At 71.8% G+C, this 19,019-nt stretch carries 14 protein-coding genes; 9 read left to right on the forward strand and 5 right to left on the reverse strand.

Going from position 1 to position 19,019, the window contains the following annotated elements; all coding sequences use genetic code 11:
* Positions 1 to 152 precede the first annotated feature (152 nt).
* The 9 genes from rimP to ACFVYR_RS10725 all read left to right on the forward strand — a co-directional run bounded on the left by rimP (position 153) and on the right by ACFVYR_RS10725 (position 12,312).
* Positions 153 to 671, forward strand: a complete 519-nt coding sequence (gene rimP / locus ACFVYR_RS10685; RefSeq protein ID WP_384262111.1) for a ribosome maturation factor RimP — start codon at positions 153 to 155, stop codon at positions 669 to 671.
* Positions 672 to 673: 2 nt separating this feature from the next.
* The gene (nusA, locus tag ACFVYR_RS10690; protein WP_384262108.1) at positions 674 to 1,663 is read left to right on the forward strand and encodes a transcription termination factor NusA; all 990 of its coding nucleotides are present in this window, start codon (positions 674 to 676) and stop codon (positions 1,661 to 1,663) included.
* Between the two features lie 133 nt (positions 1,664 to 1,796).
* Complete coding sequence (locus ACFVYR_RS10695) at positions 1,797 to 2,075, forward strand: YlxR family protein (RefSeq protein WP_384262105.1); 279 nt, start codon at positions 1,797 to 1,799, stop codon at positions 2,073 to 2,075.
* 158 nt (positions 2,076 to 2,233) lie between these two features.
* Complete coding sequence (gene infB / locus ACFVYR_RS10700) at positions 2,234 to 5,371, forward strand: translation initiation factor IF-2 (protein ID WP_384262102.1); 3,138 nt, start codon at positions 2,234 to 2,236, stop codon at positions 5,369 to 5,371.
* Positions 5,372 to 5,534: 163 nt separating this feature from the next.
* Positions 5,535 to 5,828, forward strand: a complete 294-nt coding sequence (locus tag ACFVYR_RS10705; protein WP_384262099.1) for a DUF503 domain-containing protein — start codon at positions 5,535 to 5,537, stop codon at positions 5,826 to 5,828.
* 71 nt (positions 5,829 to 5,899) lie between these two features.
* On the forward strand, positions 5,900 to 6,367 hold the full coding sequence (gene rbfA, locus ACFVYR_RS10710; protein WP_384262096.1) for a 30S ribosome-binding factor RbfA: 468 nt from the start codon (positions 5,900 to 5,902) through the stop codon (positions 6,365 to 6,367).
* Positions 6,364 to 7,272 (forward strand): tRNA pseudouridine(55) synthase TruB, encoded by a 909-nt coding sequence (truB, locus tag ACFVYR_RS10715; RefSeq protein WP_384262093.1) that lies wholly within the window; start codon positions 6,364 to 6,366, stop codon positions 7,270 to 7,272. The genes rbfA and truB overlap by 4 nt, the downstream gene beginning before the upstream one ends.
* Before the next feature lie 210 nt (positions 7,273 to 7,482).
* Positions 7,483 to 11,166, forward strand: a complete 3,684-nt coding sequence (locus ACFVYR_RS10720; RefSeq protein WP_384262091.1) for a trypsin-like peptidase domain-containing protein — start codon at positions 7,483 to 7,485, stop codon at positions 11,164 to 11,166.
* Positions 11,167 to 11,349: 183 nt separating this feature from the next.
* On the forward strand, positions 11,350 to 12,312 hold the full coding sequence (locus tag ACFVYR_RS10725; protein ID WP_384262088.1) for a bifunctional riboflavin kinase/FAD synthetase: 963 nt from the start codon (positions 11,350 to 11,352) through the stop codon (positions 12,310 to 12,312).
* 362 nt (positions 12,313 to 12,674) lie between these two features.
* Here ACFVYR_RS10725 and ACFVYR_RS10730 read toward each other — a convergent pair whose 3' ends face one another.
* The 5 genes from ACFVYR_RS10730 to ACFVYR_RS10750 all read right to left on the reverse strand — a co-directional run bounded on the left by ACFVYR_RS10730 (position 12,675) and on the right by ACFVYR_RS10750 (position 18,743).
* A complete protein-coding gene (locus ACFVYR_RS10730) occupies positions 12,675 to 13,679 on the reverse strand; it encodes an ABC transporter ATP-binding protein (protein ID WP_384262085.1) in 1,005 nt (334 codons plus the stop codon).
* 29 nt (positions 13,680 to 13,708) lie between these two features.
* Positions 13,709 to 14,695: an ABC transporter ATP-binding protein gene (locus ACFVYR_RS10735; RefSeq protein WP_384262082.1), complete on the reverse strand. Its 987-nt coding sequence runs from the start codon at positions 14,693 to 14,695 to the stop codon at positions 13,709 to 13,711.
* Positions 14,696 to 14,808: 113 nt separating this feature from the next.
* Entirely contained in the window at positions 14,809 to 15,753 is a 945-nt protein-coding gene (locus ACFVYR_RS10740) for an ABC transporter permease (protein ID WP_384262079.1), read from the reverse strand.
* Positions 15,750 to 16,844, reverse strand: a complete 1,095-nt coding sequence (locus tag ACFVYR_RS10745) for an ABC transporter permease (protein WP_384262076.1) — start codon at positions 16,842 to 16,844, stop codon at positions 15,750 to 15,752. The genes ACFVYR_RS10740 and ACFVYR_RS10745 overlap by 4 nt, the downstream gene beginning before the upstream one ends.
* Before the next feature lie 3 nt (positions 16,845 to 16,847).
* Complete coding sequence (locus ACFVYR_RS10750; RefSeq protein ID WP_384262073.1) at positions 16,848 to 18,743, reverse strand: ABC transporter substrate-binding protein; 1,896 nt, start codon at positions 18,741 to 18,743, stop codon at positions 16,848 to 16,850.
* Between the last annotated feature and the right edge of the window lie 276 nt (positions 18,744 to 19,019).

The following is a 19,019-nucleotide window of genomic DNA, read 5'->3' on the forward strand; positions in this document are numbered from 1 at the left end:
GGACCGCCCCGGCACCGGCGAGCGGCTCGGACCGGAGCGGCGCATCGTCCGGTCCGTGGGCGGCAACACCCCTTCGGACCGGATACCCTTTGACCTGACACGCAGACTTGCAACGCACCCACAACAGCACACGCGGCCGAGGAGTCACCCGGATGAGCACCACCCAGAGCGAGAGGCTGCGGCAACTACTGGAACCGCTCGTCAGCTCCCAGGACCTGGATCTCGAAGAGATCGAAGTGGCCTCGGTCGGACGCAAGCGAGTGCTGAGAGTCGTGATCGACTCCGAGGACGGCGTGGATCTGGACCAGATCGCGGAAGTGAGCCGCCTGCTCTCCGCGAAGCTCGACGAGAGTGACGCCATGGGCGAGGGGGAGTACGACCTGGAGGTCGGTTCCCCCGGCGCCGAGCGGGCCCTCACCGAGCACCGTCACTATGTGCGCGCCGTGGGCCGCCTGGTGAAGTTCCAGCTGACCGAGGGCGGCGGCGAACTGACCGCCCGCATCCTCACCGTGGACGACGAGGGCCTCGACCTCGAGGTGCCCGGCGTGAAGGGCCGCAAGGCCACCTCCCGCCGCCTGGCCCACGACGAGATCGACAAGGCGCGCGTGCAGGTCGAGTTCAACCGCAAGGACAAGAAGGAAGAGAAGGACAAGAAGGAAGAGGAGGCGTAGCCGTGGACATCGACATGAGTGCCCTGCGGGGTCTGGTCCGTGAGAAGGAGATCTCCTTCGACCTCCTCGTCGAGGCGATCGAGTCCGCCCTCCTCATCGCCTACCACCGCACCGACGGCAGTTTCCGCCGTGCCCGCGTGAAGTTGGACCGCGAGAGCGGCCATGTGACGGTATGGGCGACGGAGGACCCGGCCGACCTCGAAGAGGGGCAGGAGGCCAAGGAGTTCGACGACACCCCGTCCGACTTCGGCCGCATCGCCGCGACCACCGCCAAGCAGGTCATCCTGCAGCGCCTGCGCGACGCCCAGGACGACGTGACCCTCGGGGAGTACGCGGGCCGCGAGGGCGACATCGTCACCGGCGTCGTCCAGCAGGGCCGCGACCCGAAGAACGTGCTGGTCGACATCGGCAAGCTCGAGGCCATCCTGCCCGTACAGGAGCAGGTGCCCGGCGAGGAGTACCCGCACGGGATGCGCCTGCGCAGCTACGTGGTCCGGGTGGCCAAGGGCGTGCGCGGCCCGTCCGTGACCCTGTCGCGCACGCACCCGAACCTGGTGAAGAAGCTCTTCGCGCTCGAGGTCCCGGAGATCGCCGACGGCTCCGTCGAGATCACCGCCATCGCCCGCGAGGCAGGACACCGCACCAAGATCGCGGTCCGCTCGACCCGCTCGGGGCTCAACGCCAAGGGCGCCTGCATCGGCCCGATGGGCAGCCGCGTGCGCAATGTCATGGCCGAGCTGAACGGCGAGAAGATCGACATCGTCGACTGGTCGGACGACCCGGCCGACATGGTCGCCCACGCGCTCTCCCCGGCCCGCGTCAGCAAGGTCGAGGTCGTCGACCTCGGCGCGCGCTCGGCCCGGGTGACCGTGCCGGACTACCAGCTCTCGCTGGCCATCGGCAAGGAGGGGCAGAACGCCCGCCTGGCCGCGCGGCTGACCGGCTGGCGCATCGACATCCGGCCCGACACCGAGCAGCCGGCCGACCAGTAGAGGACCCGTGGCGGGGCCGTCGCGGGAATAAAATCCCGGGCGGCCGACGCTTCGATCACGACAGTATGTGGCGAGTAGCCGTTCGATTCTTGCCCCAAAGGGGTGAGGTCGGTGCGGGGAGGTAGACTTAAGCGTGTCTGGCCGGACGCATACCCGCGCACGCCCTGAGCGCACCTGTGTGGGGTGCCGGGAGCGAGCGGCCAAGAGCGAACTGCTGCGCATCGTGGCGAAAGAGGGCGCCTGCGCCCCCGATCCAAGCGGTACGCTGCCCGGCCGGGGTGCCTATGTACACCCCGCCCCGGTCTGTCTGGACCTGGCGGTCCGCCGCCGGGCGTTCCCACGGGCCCTCCGAGCCCAGGGACCGCTCGACACGGAGGCGTTGCGCCGGGCTGTCGAGACAGTCGCCGAGTAGGCGACAGCGCAAGACGTGGTCGCACGGAACCCCGTGCGGCCTTGGTATTCCGCGAGTTGGAAGTAGGTCGAGATTGCGATGAGCACTCGATGAGCACGCGATGAGTACGCCCATGAAGTAGCGACGGTCCGGCGTAACCCGGACCTAAAAGGAGCGAAGTGGCTAAGGTCCGGGTATACGAACTCGCCAAGGAGTTCGGTGTAGAGAGCAAGGTCGTCATGGCCAAGCTCCAAGATCTCGGTGAATTCGTACGTTCGGCGTCCTCGACGATCGAGGCGCCGGTGGTACGCAAACTGACTGACGCATTCCAGCAGGGCGGCGGCAACGGCAAGTCCGCCGCCAAGCCCGGCGCGCCGCGCAAGCAGGCCGCCCCCAAGCCGCCGGCCCCCTCGGGCTCGGCGTCCCCCTCTCCCGCGCAGGCCGCCCGTCCGGGTCCGGCCGCGCCCAAGCCGCCGGCGCCCAAGCCCGCCGCGGCCGAAAAGCCCGCGGCCTCTCCGGCGACCCCGGGCCCGCGCCCGACGCCGGGTCCGAAGCCGCCGGCTCCCAAGCCCGCGCCGGCCTCGCCGGCTCCGGCCGCACCGGAGTTCACCGCTCCGCCCGCCGCTCCGGAGGCTCCTGCCGCCCCCGCGGCTGCGCAGGCCCCCCGTCCGGGCGCCCGCCCGGGTGCCCCGAAGCCCGGTGGCCGTCCGGCCCCCGGCCAGGGTCAGGGCCAGGGCGGTCGCGGCGACCGCAACGACCGTGGTGACCGCGGCGACCGTCAGGGTGCTCCGCGCCCCGGCGGCCAGGGCGGCGCTCCTCGTCCCGGCGGCTCCCGCCCCGCGGGCCCGCGTCCGGGCAACAACCCCTTCACCTCTGGTGGCTCTACCGGCATGGCGCGCCCGCAGGCGCCCCGTCCGGGCGGTGCCCCGCGTCCCGGCGGCGCCCCCGGCGGCCCCGGTGGCGCCCCGCGTCCGCAGGGCCAGGGCGGCCCCGGTGGCGCTCCCCGTCCGCAGGGTCAGGGCGGCGCCCGTCCGACCCCGGGCGGCATGCCCCGTCCGCAGGGCGGCGCTCCGCGTCCCGGCGGCGGTCCCGCCGGTAACCGTCCGAACCCGGGCATGATGCCGCAGCGTCCCGCTGCGGGCCCGCGTCCCGGCGGTGGCCCCGGCGGCGGGCGTGGTCCCGGTGGCGGCGGTCGTCCGGGCGGCGCCGGTGGCGGTCGTCCCGGTGGCGGCGGCTTCGCGGGCCGTCCCGGTGGCGGTGGCGGCGGCTTCGCCGGCCGTCCCGGTGGTCCGGGTGGCGGCGGCGGTGCCGGTCGTCCCGGTGGCGGCGGCGGCTTCGGTGGCCGTCCCGGCTTCGGTGGCCGTCCCGGTGGTCCCGGTGCCCGTGGTGGCACGCAGGGTGCCTTCGGCCGTCCCGGCGGGCCCGCCCGTCGTGGCCGCAAGTCGAAGCGGCAGAGGCGCCAGGAGTACGAGGCCATGCAGGCCCCGTCGGTGGGCGGCGTCATGCTGCCTCGCGGCAACGGACAGGTCGTCCGGCTGTCGCGCGGTGCCTCGCTGACCGACTTCGCCGAGAAGATCAACGCCAACCCGGCGTCGCTCGTCGGCGTGATGATGAACCTCGGCGAGATGGTCACCGCCACGCAGTCCGTCTCCGACGAGACGCTGAAGCTCCTCGCGGACGAGATGAACTTCGTCCTGGAGATCGTCAGCCCGGAGGAGGAGGACCGCGAGCTCCTGGAGTCGTTCTCCATCGAGTTCGGCGAGGACGAGGGCGGCGAGGAGATGCTCGTCTCCCGTCCGCCGGTCGTCACCGTCATGGGTCACGTCGACCACGGTAAGACCCGCCTCCTCGACGCGATCCGCAAGACGAACGTCGTCGCGGGCGAGGCCGGTGGCATCACCCAGCACATCGGTGCCTACCAGGTCGCGACCGAGGTCAATGGCGAAGAGCGCGCCATCACCTTCATCGACACCCCCGGTCACGAGGCGTTCACCGCCATGCGTGCCCGTGGTGCGAAGTCCACCGACATCGCGATCCTCGTGGTCGCGGCGAACGACGGTGTGATGCCGCAGACGATCGAGGCGCTGAACCACGCCAAGGCGGCCGACGTGCCGATCGTGGTCGCGGTCAACAAGATCGACGTCGAGGGTGCCGACCCGACCAAGGTGCGCGGTCAGCTCACCGAGTTCGGTCTGGTGGCCGAGGAGTACGGCGGCGACACGATGTTCGTCGACATCTCCGCGCGCCAGGGCCTCAACATCGAGCAGCTGCTCGAGGCCGTGGTCCTGACCGCGGACGCCTCGCTCGACCTGCGGGCCAACCCGGAGCAGGACGCGCAGGGCATCGCGATCGAGGCCCACCTCGACAAGGGCCGCGGCGCCGTCGCGACCGTCCTCGTCCAGCGCGGTACCCTCCGCGTCGGCGACACGATGGTCGCCGGTGACGCGTACGGCCGAGTCCGCGCGATGCTCGACGACAAGGGCGAGAACGTGGAGGAGGCGACCCCGTCGACTCCGGTCCTCGTGCTCGGTCTCACCAACGTGCCGGGTGCCGGCGACAACTTCCTGGTTGTCGACGAGGACCGTACGGCGCGTCAGATCGCCGAGAAGCGTGCCGCCCGTGAGCGCAACGCCGCGTTCGCCAAGCGCACCCGCCGGGTGTCCCTCGAGGACCTCGACCAGGTGCTCAAGGCGGGCCTGGTGCAGGACCTCAACATCATCATCAAGGGCGACGCGTCCGGTTCGGTGGAGGCTCTCGAGTCCTCGCTGCTCCAGCTCGACGTCGGTGAAGAGGTCGACATCCGCGTCCTGCACCGCGGTGTGGGTGCGGTCACCGAGTCCGACATCGACCTGGCGATGGGCTCCGACGCCATCGTCATCGGCTTCAACGTCCGTGCGGCCGGCCGTGCCGCGCAGATGGCGGAGCGCGAGGGCGTCGACGTCCGCTACTACTCGGTGATCTACCAGGCCATCGAGGAGATCGAGGCGGCCCTCAAGGGCATGCTCAAGCCGGAGTACGAGGAGGTCGAGCTCGGCACCGCGGAGATCCGCGAGGTCTTCCGCTCGTCCAAGCTCGGCAACATCGCGGGTGTCCTCATCCGTTCCGGCGAGGTCAAGCGCAACACCAAGGCCCGACTGCTGCGCGATGGCAAGGTCATCGCGGAGAGCCTCAACATCGAGGGTCTGCGCCGCTTCAAGGACGACGTCACCGAGATCCGCGAAGGGTTCGAGGGCGGTATCAACCTCGGCAACTTCAACGACATCAAGATCGACGACGTCATCGCGACGTACGAGATGCGCGAGAAGCCGCGCGGCTGATCGACCGCCTCACGGCAGTCCGATCCACGCGGTCAGCGTCGGGGCCGGTCGACGGGGAAATATCCCGTCGATCGGCCCCGGCCGTTCCGTGTACGGTTCTTGTGTCCCTGCCAAGCGGTTGGCGGGGCCTCTATCCCGTACCGGCGGGACATCCGGACACCTTATGTATGTGGGGACTCTGTCCTTCGACCTCCTCCTCGGCGACGTACATTCGCTGAAGGAGAAGCGCTCCGTCGTCCGTCCGATCGTCGCCGAGCTCCAGCGGAAGTACGCGGTGAGCGCGGCGGAGACGGGCGATCAGAACCTGCACCGCAGGGCCGAGGTCGGGCTGGCCGTGGTGTCGGGCGACTGGGGCCATCTCACGGACGTACTGGACCGGTGCGAGCGCCTCGTCGCCGCCCGGCCCGAAGTGGAGCTGCTGTCGGTACGACGGCGGCTGCACGGGGATGATGACTGAGAGCCACCCAGGCTCTGAACAAGGCAAGACAAGCCCCAGGGCACGCACCCGGGGAAAAGGGAGACGGAGCAGTGGCCGACAACGCGCGGGCGAAAAGGCTGGCGGACCTCATCCGAGAGGTGGTTGCCCAGAAGCTGCAGCGCGGGATCAAGGACCCGCGGCTCGGAACGCACGTGACGATCACGGACACCCGGGTGACCGGTGACCTGCGGGAGGCCACGGTCTTCTACACGGTCTACGGCGACGACGAGGACCGTGCGGCCGCGGCCGCGGGTCTGGAGAGCGCCAAGGGCGTGCTCCGCTCGGCGGTCGGCCAGGCGGCGGGCGTGAAGTTCACGCCGACGCTGGCCTTCGTCGCGGACGCCCTGCCGGACAACGCCAAGGCCATCGAGGACCTGCTCGACAAGGCACGGCTCTCGGACGCCAAGGTGCGGGAGGTCTCCGCGGGTGCCGAGTTCGCCGGCGGCGCCGACCCGTACCGCAAGCCCGAGGACGACGACGCGTCCGACGACGAAACGGACGGCGACGCCCCCGCATGAGCAAGAGCAGCACCACAACGCCGGACGGCCTTGTCATCGTCGACAAGCCGTCCGGCTTCACTTCGCACGACGTCGTGGCCAAGATGCGCGGGATCGCCAAGACCCGCCGCGTCGGCCACGCGGGCACCCTCGACCCGATGGCGACGGGCGTCCTCGTGCTCGGCGTCGAGCGCGCCACCAAGCTCCTCGGCCACCTCGCGTTGACCGAGAAGGAGTACCTGGGCACCATCCGTCTCGGGCAGAACACGCTCACCGACGACGCCGAGGGCGAGATCACCTCGTCCGCCGACGCCTCCAAGGTCACCCGCGCGGGCATCGACGCGGGCATCGCCGAGCTGTCCGGCGACATCATGCAGGTGCCGTCGAAGGTCAGCGCCATCAAGATCGACGGCAAGCGGTCGTACGCGCGCGCCCGCAAGGGCGAGGAGTTCGAGATCCCCGCCAGGCCCGTGACCGTCTCCGCCTTCACGGTGTACGACATCCGCGAGGCCGTGGCCGAGGACGGCACCCCCGTCCTGGACCTCGTCGTCTCCGTCGTCTGCTCCTCGGGCACGTACATCAGGGCCCTCGCCCGCGACCTCGGCGCCGGACTCGGCGTCGGCGGTCACCTGACCGCGCTGCGCCGCACCCGCGTCGGCCCCTACAAGCTGGACGCGGCCAAGACCCTCGACCAGCTCCAGGAGGAGCTGACGGTGATGCCCGTGGCCGAGGCCGCGAGCCGGGCCTTCCCGCGCTGGGACGTGGACGACAAGCGCGGGAAGCTGCTGCTCAACGGCGTCCGGATCGACATGCCCGAGGAGTACGCGGGTGTGGGCGCCGTCGCCGTCTTCGACCCGGAGGGCCGCTTCCTGGTCCTCGCGGAGGAGTCGCGGGGCAAGGCCAAGAGCCTCGCCGTCTTCGCGTAAAGGCGTTTGTGGGGCGGCGGAGTCAGGTCCGCCGCCCCACGATCCCCCCACTTAGAGATGTATCCACCGCCGGACGCCCATTCACCCTTTCGGACAGGCGCTCGGAGTGAACCGCGGGGTCGCAAGGGGGCGCGTTCGCGCTGCGGCCTGTCCCACTGATCACCCTCGACCTACGGTCGGAAGAGCAGGGCATAGTGGGGAGGTTCGAGCATGGCGGGACGCGGCCCGCGGGCCGGGGGCCCCGGGGATGCAGGGACGTCGGCCGGTTCCTCGGCCCAGGCGCCCGACCGCTCCCTGGTGCGGTTACGCGATCTCGCCGGACGCCCGCGGGGCACGGGCTTCGCCGCCGACGAGCACGGCACGGTCATCACCAGCCATGAAGCGGTCGACGGACTGGCCAGGATCGTCGTGCACGGGCCGGACGAGCGCACCTGCGTGGTCTCCGCCGACGCCGTGGTGGCGCTGCCCCGCGCCGGACTCGCCCTCGTCCGTACCGAAGGACTCGGGCTGCGGCCCCTCCCCGTCACCGTGCGGGACTCCGTGGTGACCGGCACGTACGTGCGGATCGACGCACGCGGCCGGCGCGAGGCGCGGGTCCTCGGCTCAGCGCCGGTGACGTACACGGCGACGGACCGCTTCCACCTCCTTGCGTCCGCGCTGGAGCTGGCGATCGGCACGGACGGCGCCGACGCGCTGCGGCTCGGCAGCGGGGCCGCGGGCGGGCCGGTCGTGGACGCCTCGACCGGCGCCGTCCTCGCCGTCCTCGGCACCGCTCTGCTGCCGCAGCGCCCCGGACCCGCCGAACCCGGCCAGGACGCCTTCACCCACCGCCCCGCGGGCTACGCGGTGCCGCTGCGGGACGCGGCCACCGCCGACCCGCACGGCCCGCTCGCCGAACTCCTCAGGCACAACGCGGCAACCGTGCCCGCCTACGGCCGGGACCTCAATCTCGCGGGCGCGCTCCATCTGACAGCCACCTCGACCGGCTCCGACGGACCGCCCGCCCCGCTCCGCGAACCGGTCGAACGCCCGGATGCGGCACGGGAGTTGGACGCCCTCACCGCCGGGCCCGCACGAGTGCTCGGACTCGTCGGCGACCCCGGCACGGGACGCACCACGGAGCTGGCCGCGCTCGCCGCGCGCAGGGCGCGGGGAGCGGAGCCCGCCCCCACACTGTGGCTGCGCGGCGCCGACCTGCGGAGCACGGACGCGTCCGTGGCCGACGCGGTCCAGCGGGCGCTCGACCGCGCCGGGCGGATCCTGGAGGCGGCGGGGGAGGCCCCGACGGACCAGGGGGCCGGTGACATCCCGGCCGGCCGGGTGGCACGGCTCGTACGGGACGCGGGCCGGCCGTTGCTCCTGCTGCTCGACGGCCCCGAGGAGATGCCGCCCGCGCTCGCGCACACCCTCGCGCGGTGGAGCGAGGGCACGGCCCTGTGGCTGCGGGACACGGGCGCGCGCCTCGTCGTCGCCTGCCGTACGGAGTACTGGGAACAGGCCGCGGCCCACTTCGCCACGGCGTCGCCGGAAGTGGCGTCGCCGCACGCGGCGGACGAGGGCGCGGGGCTGCCCGGTCGCGTACACCTAGGTGATCTCCCCGAGCCGCAAGCCCGCCGGGCCCGCGCGCTGTACGGCATCCCCGACGGCACGACGGCCCCCGCCGACGCACGGCACCCGCTGGCGCTGCGGCTGCTCCACGAGGTGCGGGCGGCCCTTCCCGGCGCGCCGCCACCGGGCACCCCGGACCGGGAGGAGATCTTCGCGGCCCACCTCGACCTGCTGTGCCTGCGGGTCGCCGAGCGGCTCGCAGCGGCGAACGGGCTGCGCGGCAACACGGTACGGCGCCTCGCGGCGGTGGTCTCCGGACGGGTCCACGAGGCGGCGCGGCGGTGCCTGGGGCCGGGCCAGGGGCAGCTGGACCGGGCGGGCTTCGAGGCGGTGTTCCCGTCGGGAGCGCCACCCGGCAGGGGAAGGGGAAGGGAGTTCCACGGCTGTACGGGGTGGGCGTCGGCCGTCCTCGCGGAGGGACTCCTCGTGCCCGCAGGCGGGGGCTACCGCTTCGCGCACGAGGAAGTGGCCGACTGGCTCCAGGGCACGCACCTGGACGTGGACGCGGCCCTGACGTCACTGGTCCACCGGCACCGGCCGGAACCCCGGAACCCGACGGTCCCGGAGCAGCGCCGCCGCGGGCCCGCCCCGGCCGCCGCCCGCCCGCTGCCGGTGCCGCGGCACCGTATCGGCCCGGTGATTCAGGCACTTCTCGCGCTGGGCCGCCAGCGGGGTGCGGCGGAACTGGCCTCGCGGCTGATCGGGCTGGCGGACGCGATGACGGGCTTCGCGGGCCTCGCGGGCTTCACGGGCTGCACGGAGGGGGCGGGTCCGGGCGCGGGGCGGGCCGAGGCAGCCGAGGGAGCGTCGGCGGACGGGCGTGCCGAGGTGGGGGAATCGGCGGGGGACACGGCAGGCGACACGGCGGATGCCACATGGTGGGCCACTCACCTATTGAGGGAGGTGCTGCTCCGGGTTCCCGACGCGTCCCCGTACCTCGCCGTACTCGAACCGCTCGCCGAGCGTGGGGAGTTCGGGGCCCCCTTCTGGCTGGCGCTGAGGCTGCCCGAGGCCGAGCGGTTCGCGCTGCTGCGGCGGCTCGTCGTGCGCGACGGCCCCCCGGGGACCCCGGACCGTTGCCTCGACGCCGTCGCCGACCTGCTCGCCGCCGACCCCGTGGGCGTACCGCCCCACCTCGTGGGCTGGTTCACCGACGAACGGCCGCTGGACGCCGCGCCCGACGCCACCGTCGCCTCCGCCGCGCAGGCGCTGCTCCACACCCACCGGCACCGCGCCATCGACGACCTCACCGAGACCCTGGCCGACTGCGCCCACACCCGCGCCGACGAACTGCTGACCGCGCTCGCCGAGGAGGAGCCCGCCGCGATGTGCCGCGCCGTCGCCCGCTGGGCCCGCGACGGGCGCCCCGCCCGGCACGCCGCGGCCGCCGCCCATGCCCTGCGCGCCGCCCCGCACGCGACCACCGGCAGCGACCGCGCGTACCTGCGGCACGCGGCGCTCGCGCTCCTCGCCCACCCCGCCGACGACGCCCTGCACGGCCCCGCGCTCGCCCTCCTCGTCCGCGACCCGCAGACCCGCACCCGGTACCTGCCCCACGCCCTGCGCCGCTTCACCGCGGGCGACCCCCACCTGCCCGCGAGCGCCCCGGCCACCGCCCTGGCCACCCACCCCGAGCCCGTGCTCGACGCCTTCCGCACCCGCCTGCACGCGCCGGGGCCGGTGCCAGAGGACGTCCTGCCCGCCCTCGCCGACGTGACCACGCCCGCCCTCGCGCGCCGCGTGGCCGACCTCGTGCACGACCTCGTGGCGGCCAGGCCCGAAGCGGCAGGGCCCGCCGCCGCGTACATCGACCGGCGGCTCGAACACGGCCCCGCCGTACGTCCTGTCCTCTTTCCGCTGGTCACCGCGTTGCTGCGCGGCCACTGCGCGCAGGTGCGGGCCGCCCTCGCGCCCGTGCTCACCGCCCCCGGTACGGCCGCCTCGCGCGACCCGCGGGACGAGCTGCTCGACGTACTGCTCGGCCAGGAGCGGGACTCCGCGGTCCTGGAGGGAGTTTTGCGGGCGGTGGCGCACGGCGCGGGGGAGTGCGGCGAGGCCCGCACCCGCGAGCGTGTGCACCGCACCGGACTACTGCTCGTCCGCACCCCGGAGGGCGCCTCCCGCTTCGACCGGCGCCTGGTCGAACTCGCCCGCGACGTGCCGGGTTTCGCCGTGCTCGTCGCGGGCTGGCTCGACGCGGCACCGCAGGACTGGGCCGCGGTGGTCGGCCCGAGCGCCCGCCGCACGATCGAGCGGTTCGTCGGTGGCGTCCGCATGCCCGCGTAGCCGTCGTACCGGCGTAGTCGTACGGAATGCCGGCGTAGTCCTACGGACCGGCCCGGAGTGACCCCCGCCACTCCCTCCGGTGCGAGCCGCCACCCGTCGGCATGGCAGTCTTAGTCCTGCGCAATCGGCAATGGGAACGTACAGATGTACGTGACGTATACGGGTTCGGCGAGGAGCAAAGAAGTGCAGCGCTGGCGTGGCTTGGAGGACATCCCCCAGGACTGGGGGCGCAGCGTCGTCACCATCGGTTCCTACGACGGCGTGCACCGCGGTCACCAGCTGATCATCGGGCGCGCCGTGGAGCAGGCGCGGGAGCTCGGCGTGCCGGCCGTGGTCGTCACCTTCGACCCGCACCCCAGCGAGGTCGTGCGCCCCGGCAGCCACCCGCCGCTGCTCGCCCCGCACCACCGCCGCGCCGAGCTGATGGCCGAGCTCGGCGTGGACGCGCTGCTGATCCTGCCCTTCACCACCGAGTTCTCGAAGCTGTCGCCCGCCGACTTCGTCGTCAAGGTCCTCGTCGACAAGCTGCACGCGCGCGTGGTCGTCGAGGGCCCCAACTTCCGCTTCGGCCACAAGGCCGCGGGCAACGTCGACTTCCTGGCCGAACTGGGCCGCACGTACGACTACGAGGTCGACGTCATCGACCTGTACGTCAGCGGTGAGGCCGGTGGCGGCGAGCCCTTCTCCTCGACCCTGACCCGGCGCCTGGTCGCCGAGGGCGACATGAGGGGGGCGGCGGAGATCCTCGGCCGCCCGCACCGCGTCGAGGGCGTCGTCGTGCGGGGCGCGCAGCGCGGCCGTGAGCTGGGCTTCCCCACCGCCAACGTCGAGACGCTGCCGCACACCGCCATCCCCGCCGACGGCGTCTACGCCGGGTGGCTGCACGTCGAGGGCGAGGCGATGCCGGCCGCGATCTCCGTGGGCACGAACCCGCAGTTCGACGGCGTCGAGCGCACGGTCGAGGCGTACGCGATCGACCGCGTCGGCCTCGACCTGTACGGCCTGCACGTAGCCGTCGACTTCCTGGCCTTCGTCCGCGGCCAGGCCAAGTTCGACTCGATCGACGAGCTGCTGGTGGCGATGGCGGACGACGTGAAGAAGTGCCGGGAGCTTGTGGAGGGGGCGGGGGGAGCGGGGGTGGTGTAGCGGGCCTCGCGCAGTTCCTCGCGCCCCTGGTGGGGTGCTCTGCGTGCGTGCGTGGGTGGCCGGGTGCGGGTCGGTCGTGGTTGGTCGCGCAGTTCCCCGCGCCCCTGGGTGGGTGTCCTGCGTGGCCGGGTGCGGGTTGGTCGTGGTTGCTCGCGCAGTTCCTCGCGCCCCTGGGTGGGTGTCCTGCGTGGCCGGGTGCGGGTTGGTTTTGGTTGCTCGCGCCCCTGGGGGTCTGTGGGTGCTCGCACGGTTTTCGTGCTCCCTGGGCAAACGCCCGCAGGGCGTTGGCTCAGGGGCGCGGGGAACTGCGCGACCAGCCCCCACCGGGGGTGAGCCGCAAACGAAACAATCCCCCGCACCCCCTACCGCGCCGCCGCAGCCCAGTGGCAGGCAACCTGCGTCCCACCCCCTCCGGACAGGAGCGGCAGATCCTCCCCCCGGCACCGCCCCGCGACCCCCACCCGCTCCGCCTCGCCGGAGGCGAGTACCTGGCAGCGGGCGTGGAAGCGGCAGCCGCCGGGGATGCGGGAGGGGTCCGGGGGCTCGCCCGTCAGTACCACCGGGTCTCCCGGCGCCTCGGGCAGGACGGACAACAGCGCCTGCGTGTACGGGTGCTGAGGCGACGTCAGTACCTCCTCCACCGTCCCCGTCTCCACGATCCGGCCCAGGTACATCACCGCGACCCGGTCCGCGATGTTCCACGCGAGGCCCAGGTCGTGCGTCACCACCAGCGCGGACAGGCCCAGCTCTTCGCGCAGCCGCAGCAGGAGCGCCAGGATCTCACCTCGTACGGACGCGTCCAGCGAAGCCACCGGCTCGTCGGCGACGATGAGTTCCGGTTCGAGGACCAGCGCGCCCGCGATGACGACGCGCTGGCGCTGACCGCCCGACAGTTCGTGCGGATAGCGCAGGAAGAACCGCTCCGGCGGCCGCAGCCCGGCCCGCGAGAGGGCTTCGGCGACCGCCGCCCGCTCGTCGCCCCCGTACCCGTGGATGCGCAGCCCTTCCGCCACGGCGTCGTACACCGTGTGCCTGGGGTTGAGCGACCCGCTGGGATCCTGGAGGACCAGCTGCACCCGCTTCCGGTACGCCTTGAGCGCGCGCCCCGAGTAGTCGAGCGGCTTGCCGCCGAACGTGACCTTGCCGGATGTCGGGGGCACGAGGCCGAGCAGCGAACGGGCCAGTGTCGTCTTTCCGCACCCCGACTCGCCGACCAGGGCCACGATCTCGCCGCCCTTGATGTCGAGGTCGACGCCGTCCACGGCCCGTGCGGTCGGCGCGCCGCGGCGGCCGGGGAAGGCGATGTGCAGATCGGCGGCGGACAGCAGGGGGCCGTCGGCCGCGGGCGGGATCGTGGATGCGGTCATGCGCGGTTCCTCTTCGCGGGGGCTCTCGGTCACGGCGTGCGCTCCGCCGCCGCGGGTGCCGACGTGGGCTGCGCCGGGAGCGGCGCACCCGCGTGGACACACGCGGCACGGTGATGCGGGCCCGCCTCCCGCAGCGCCTGGTCCTCCGTGGCGCAGACGTCGAGTGCGACCGGGCACCGGGTGTGGAACGTGCAGCCCGTCGGCAGGTCGGAGGGGTCGGGCGGGTCTCCCGGCAGACCGCGCGGGGCGAACCGCGACGCCGCGTCACCGATCCGCGGGAACGCGGCTGACAGGGCCTTCCCGTAGGGGTGCCGGGCGTTCTCGTAGACCTCGGTGGCGGGTCCCTCCTCGACGACGCGTCCGGCGTACATCACCGCGAGCCGGTCACACGTGTCGGAGAGCACCGCCAGGTCGTGGCTGATCATCATCAGGCCGAGGTCCTGCTCGTCCACCAACTGCTCGATCAGGCGCAGGATCTGCGCCTGGATCATGACGTCGAGCGCGGTCGTCGGCTCGTCGGCGATGATCAGGCGGGGGTCGCAGGCGAGGGCCATCGCGATCATCACGCGCTGCCGCTGCCCGCCGGACAGCTCGTGCGGGTACGCCCGCGCGCGGGCGGCGGGCAGCCCCACCTGTTCGAGGAGCTCGCCGACCTTTTTCTCCGCGCCCGCCTGCGTCGCCTTCTTGTGCAGCAGGATCGGCTCGGCGATCTGGTCGCCGATGCGGTGGACGGCGTTGAGCGAGTGCATGGCGCCCTGGAAGACGATGGACGCGCCCGCCCAGCGCACCGCGCGGACCCGCCCCCACTTCATGGTGAGGACGTCCTCGCCGTCGAGCAGGATCTCGCCGGACACCTTCGTGCCCGCGGGGAGCAGCCGGAGGAGGGCCAGCGCGAGCGTGGACTTCCCGCATCCCGACTCGCCGGCGACGCCGAGCTTGTGGCCCGCGTCGACGTGCAGGTTCACGCCACGGACGGCGGCGGCGCCGTTTGCGTACGTCACTTCGAGGTCCCGCACGTCGAGGAGGCGGTGCCCTTCGGCCGCCGGGGCCACGTCCTCTCGTACGCCTCGTACGCCTTGTACGCCTCGTACGCCTCGTACGTCTCGTGCACCGGTCTTCTGTACGTCGTTCAACGGGTGGCCCCCAGCCTGGGGTTGAGCACGGATTCCACGGCGCGGCCGCACAGCGTGAACGCCAGCGCGACGATCGCGATGGCGAGACCGGGCGGGGCGAGGTACCACCAGTGACCCGCGCTGACCGCGCCCGCCTCGCGCGCGTCCTGCAACAGCCCGCCCCACGAGACGTTGGTCGGGTCGCCGAGGCCGAGGAAGGCGAGCGTGGCCTCGGTGAGGATGGCACCGGAGATGACCAGCGTGGTCTGCGCGAGGACGAGCGGCATGACGTTCGGCAGCACGTGGCGGGCCATGATGTGGCCGTGGCCGCCGCCGAGCGCGCGGGCGCGTTCGATGTACGGGCGGGACTCCACCGCGAGGGTCTGCGCGCGGACCAGGCGCGCCGTCGTCGGCCACGTCGTCACGCCGATCGCCAGGATGATCGTCCAGATCGAGCGGGACATCACGGAGGCGAGGGCGATGGCGAGCACCAGGGTCGGCATCACCAGGAACCAGTCGGTGACGCGCATGATGACGGTGGCGTACCAGCCCTTGAAGTGGCCGGCCGTGATGCCGACGAGCGTGCCGATGGCCACCGAGAGGACGGCGGCGAGCAGCCCCACCGAGAGTGAGATGCGCGCGCCCCACACGAGCAGGCCGAGCAGGTCGCGCCCGAACTGGTCGGTGCCCAGCGGGAATTCACCGCTCGGCGACTCCATCGGTCTGCCCGGCGCCTCGGTCACGCTCTGCGCGTCCGAGCCGACGAGCAGCGGCGCGAAGACCGCCGCGAGGGCGATCATGACGAGTACGGCGAGACCGAAGAGCCCGGCCTTGTGCGCACGGTACTCGCGCCAGAAGCGGACGAGGGAGTGCCTGCGCCGGGTCCAGGCCAGCGAGCGGGCGCTCTTGGCGGCAGGGGCCGCGGGGGCGGTCGGGGTGGTCGGTGCGGATTCGGTCGTCATCGGCCCACCCGGGGATCGAGCAGCGGATAGATCACGTCGGCCAGGGTGTTCATCAGGATCACCGCGGTGGAGAAGACGAAGAAGAGCCCCTGCACCAGCGGCAGATCGGGCACGCTGAGCGCCGCGTAGAAGAGCCCGCCGAGCCCCGGCCAGGAGAAGACGGTCTCGACGAGGATCGCGCCCGCCACCACCGTGCCGAGATTGACGAACATCAGCGTGACGGTCGGCAGCAGCGCGTTGGGGACGGCGTGCCTGCGCCGCACGAGATCATCGCGGAGCCCCTTGGCGCGCGCGGTCGTCAGATAGTCGCTGCCCATCTCGTCGAGCAGCGAGGAACGCATGACGAGCAAGGTCTGCGCGTACCCGACGGCGACGAGGGTGAGGACGGGGAGCACCATGTGGTGCGCGACGTCGATGACGTACGCGAAGCCCGTCTCGCCGCCCGACTCAAGACCACCCGTAGGGAACATCCCGGGAATGGGCCCTATCCCCACCGAGAAGGTGATGATCAGCAGCAGGCCGAGCCAGAACGACGGCACCGAGTACAGGGTCAGGGCGAGCCCGGTGTTGAAGCGGTCGCCGAGTCCGCCGTTGCGCCAGGCGGTGCGCGTGCCCAGCCAGATGCCGATGAGGGTGTAGAGGACGTACGCCGTTCCGGTGAGGAGCAGCGTCGCGGGCAGCGCGTCCGTGATCTTGTCCAGGACGGGCGCGTGGAACTGGTACGACGTACCGAAGTCGCCGCTCAGCACCTTGCCGGTGTAGTCCCAGAACTGGGCCATGACCGGCTTGTCGAGGCCGAACTCCTTGCGCATCGCGGCCAGTTGCTCGGCCGAGACGCGTTTGCCGCCCGTCATCTGCTTGACGGGGTCGCCGGGGATCAGCCGGAACAGGAAGAAGCTGGTGACGAGCACGGCGAACAGCGACACGAGCGCGCCGCCGAGCTTGCCCGCCACATAGATGAGGTAGGCACGGGTGTCGCGGGCGCGCGGCCCGCGGGCCGACGGCGCCCCGGCTGGAGCCGGGTCACCGTCGGCCCCGGGACCTTTTCGGCCCCCGGTGTCGAGCAGAGCGGGATTGCTGTCAGCGGTCATGCGTTACTCGCGGTCCTCTGCGGTCGAACGGCGGCGCCGGGCGAACAGGACTCCGCCGCCCACGAGCACCACCGCGGCAGCGGCGATACCGATGATGACACCGGTCGAGCTGCCGTCCTTGGAGGAACTCTTCCCATCCGCGGGCACTGCGGACCACCAGCTCCAATATCCGTCCTGGCCGTAGATGTTGCCAGCGGCCGTCGGCATGGTGGTGATGGACTTGATCTGGTCGGTGCGGTAGGCCTCGACGGCGTTCGGGTACGCGAGGACGTTCATGTACCCCGAGTCGTACAGCCACGACTGCATCTGCTTGACGATGGCGGCCCGCTTGCCGGGGTCGTACTCGGCGAGCTGCTTCTCGTACAGGCTGTCGTACTTCTTGTCGCAGATGAAGTTGTCGGTGGCGGCGCTCTCCTTGGCCTTCTCGGGCAGCGCGGCGCAGGTGTGGATGCCGAGCACGAAGTCGGGGTCGGGGTTGACGGACCAGCCGTCGAAGGCGAGGTCGTACTCACCGGCGTACCAGGGCACGGACACGTCATCGAGGCAGTTGACCTTGAGCCCGATCCCGATCTTCCCCCACCACTCCTTCAGGTACTTTCCCACGGCCTTGTCGTTCGGGTCGGTGGCGTGGCACAGGATGCGGAGGTTGAGCGGCTTGCCGTCCTTGCCGACGCGCCGGCCGTTGTCGTCCTTCTGATAGCCCGCCTCGTCGAGGAGCCGGACGGCCTTCTTCGGGTCGTACGTCATCACCTGATCGGCGGACGGCTGCCAGGCGTACTCGGAGAAGCGCGGCGGAATGTACCCCGCGCCCTCGACCGCGTGTCCCTGGAACACCTTGTCGACGAGCGCCTTGCGGTCGACGGAGAGGAAGAGCGCCTGACGGACCTTCTTGTTCAGCAGCGCCGGGTTCCCGTCACCGAACTTCTTGCCGTCCCTGGTCTTGGCCCCCGGGTTGGTGGCGAGCGCGAAGAAGCGCCGCCCCGGACCCTCGTTGACCTTGATGTTGTCCTCGTTCTTCAGGGACGCGGCCTGCGCGGGCGTGAGCGCGGGCTGCCCGGCGACGAAGGACACCTCACCCTTGCGGAGGGCGGAGACGGCGGCGTCCTGGTCCTTGTACGTCTTGAAGACCAGCTCGTCGAACTTGGGCGCCCCCCGCCAGAAGCCCTTGTTGGCCTTGAACCTCACATACTGGTCGACCTTGTAGTCCGTCAGGATGAACGGTCCGTTGCCGACGACGGGGAAGTCCTTGTCGTTGTTGAACTTCGAGATGTCGTCGACCTTCTCCCAGACGTGCTTGGGGACGATCGGCACATCGAGCGCGGCCATCGTGGCCTGCGGCTTCTTCAGCTCGATGACCAGTTTGCTGGGGCTGGGTGCGGTCACCTTCCTGAAGTTGGTGACGAAGTTGGAGTTCGCGGTGGCGGTGCCCTCCTTGGACATCACCTTGTTGAACGTCCACGCGGCGTCCTCGGCGGTGGCGGGCTTCCCGTCCGACCACTTGGAGTCGTCCCGAATGGTGTACGTCCACGTCAGCTTGTCCGCGGAGGGCTTCCACTTGGTGGCGAACCCCGGAATCGCCTTGTTGTCCTTGGCGTCGTAGTTCGTCAGGTACTCGTACGTCAGCCGGTGGATGCTGGTGCTGAGCAGCCGCTGGGCGAGGAACGGGCTGAGCGAGTCGACGCTCTGCGCGACCGCGACGGTGAGGACCTTCTTCCCGCCGCCGTCCTTGGCCTGCGCCTGCTGCGGTGCCGGATTGAACGGCGTGGCAAGACCGGCCGTCAGAGTGAACGCGGCGACGCCACCGGCGAGCACGAGCCTCAGGCGGGGGCGGCGACGGGGGCGGGGCGGGGCTGCTCTCTGGGGAAGTGCTGCTCTGCCGTGCTGATCTTGTGTGTCCATGGGTCGGTGACCTCGCGTCATCGCTTGCACAGGGATGGCTGGTTGCACGCTGGTGGATCAAGGAACGTCAGCTGGTTGATGTGTGTTTACCAGCGCCAGTCTGCGCACGTCAACGCCGGGTGAACCCCATGTGGCCTGCGAAAACAACGAGTTGACGGAGCCGCCGCCCGCATTGGTCGAGACCAGTGACGCGTGGCTGGTGAGGGAGTGGCGGAGGGGGCTGGTGCGGGGGCACGGCCCGAAGGTGCCGGGCTTCGGCAAAGGTGGCGAGACGCC

This window comes from Streptomyces sp. NPDC058284, assembly GCF_042881135.1.
Classification (GTDB): Bacteria; Actinomycetota; Actinomycetes; order Streptomycetales; family Streptomycetaceae; genus Streptomyces.

Excerpts from the sequence above, each read along its gene's own strand:
- rimP (WP_384262111.1), top strand. The coding sequence starts at position 153 with ATGAGCACCACCCAGAGCGAGAGGCTGCGGCAACTACTGGAACCGCTC.
- ACFVYR_RS10705 (WP_384262099.1), top strand. The coding sequence starts at position 5,535 with ATGTATGTGGGGACTCTGTCCTTCGACCTCCTCCTCGGCGACGTACAT.
- truB (WP_384262093.1), top strand. The coding sequence starts at position 6,364 with ATGAGCAAGAGCAGCACCACAACGCCGGACGGCCTTGTCATCGTCGAC.
- ACFVYR_RS10720 (WP_384262091.1), top strand. The coding sequence starts at position 7,483 with ATGGCGGGACGCGGCCCGCGGGCCGGGGGCCCCGGGGATGCAGGGACG.
- ACFVYR_RS10730 (WP_384262085.1), bottom strand. The coding sequence starts at position 13,679 with ATGACCGCATCCACGATCCCGCCCGCGGCCGACGGCCCCCTGCTGTCC.
- ACFVYR_RS10740 (WP_384262079.1), bottom strand. The coding sequence starts at position 15,753 with ATGACGACCGAATCCGCACCGACCACCCCGACCGCCCCCGCGGCCCCT.
- ACFVYR_RS10745 (WP_384262076.1), bottom strand. The coding sequence starts at position 16,844 with ATGACCGCTGACAGCAATCCCGCTCTGCTCGACACCGGGGGCCGAAAA.
- ACFVYR_RS10750 (WP_384262073.1), bottom strand. The coding sequence starts at position 18,743 with ATGGACACACAAGATCAGCACGGCAGAGCAGCACTTCCCCAGAGAGCA.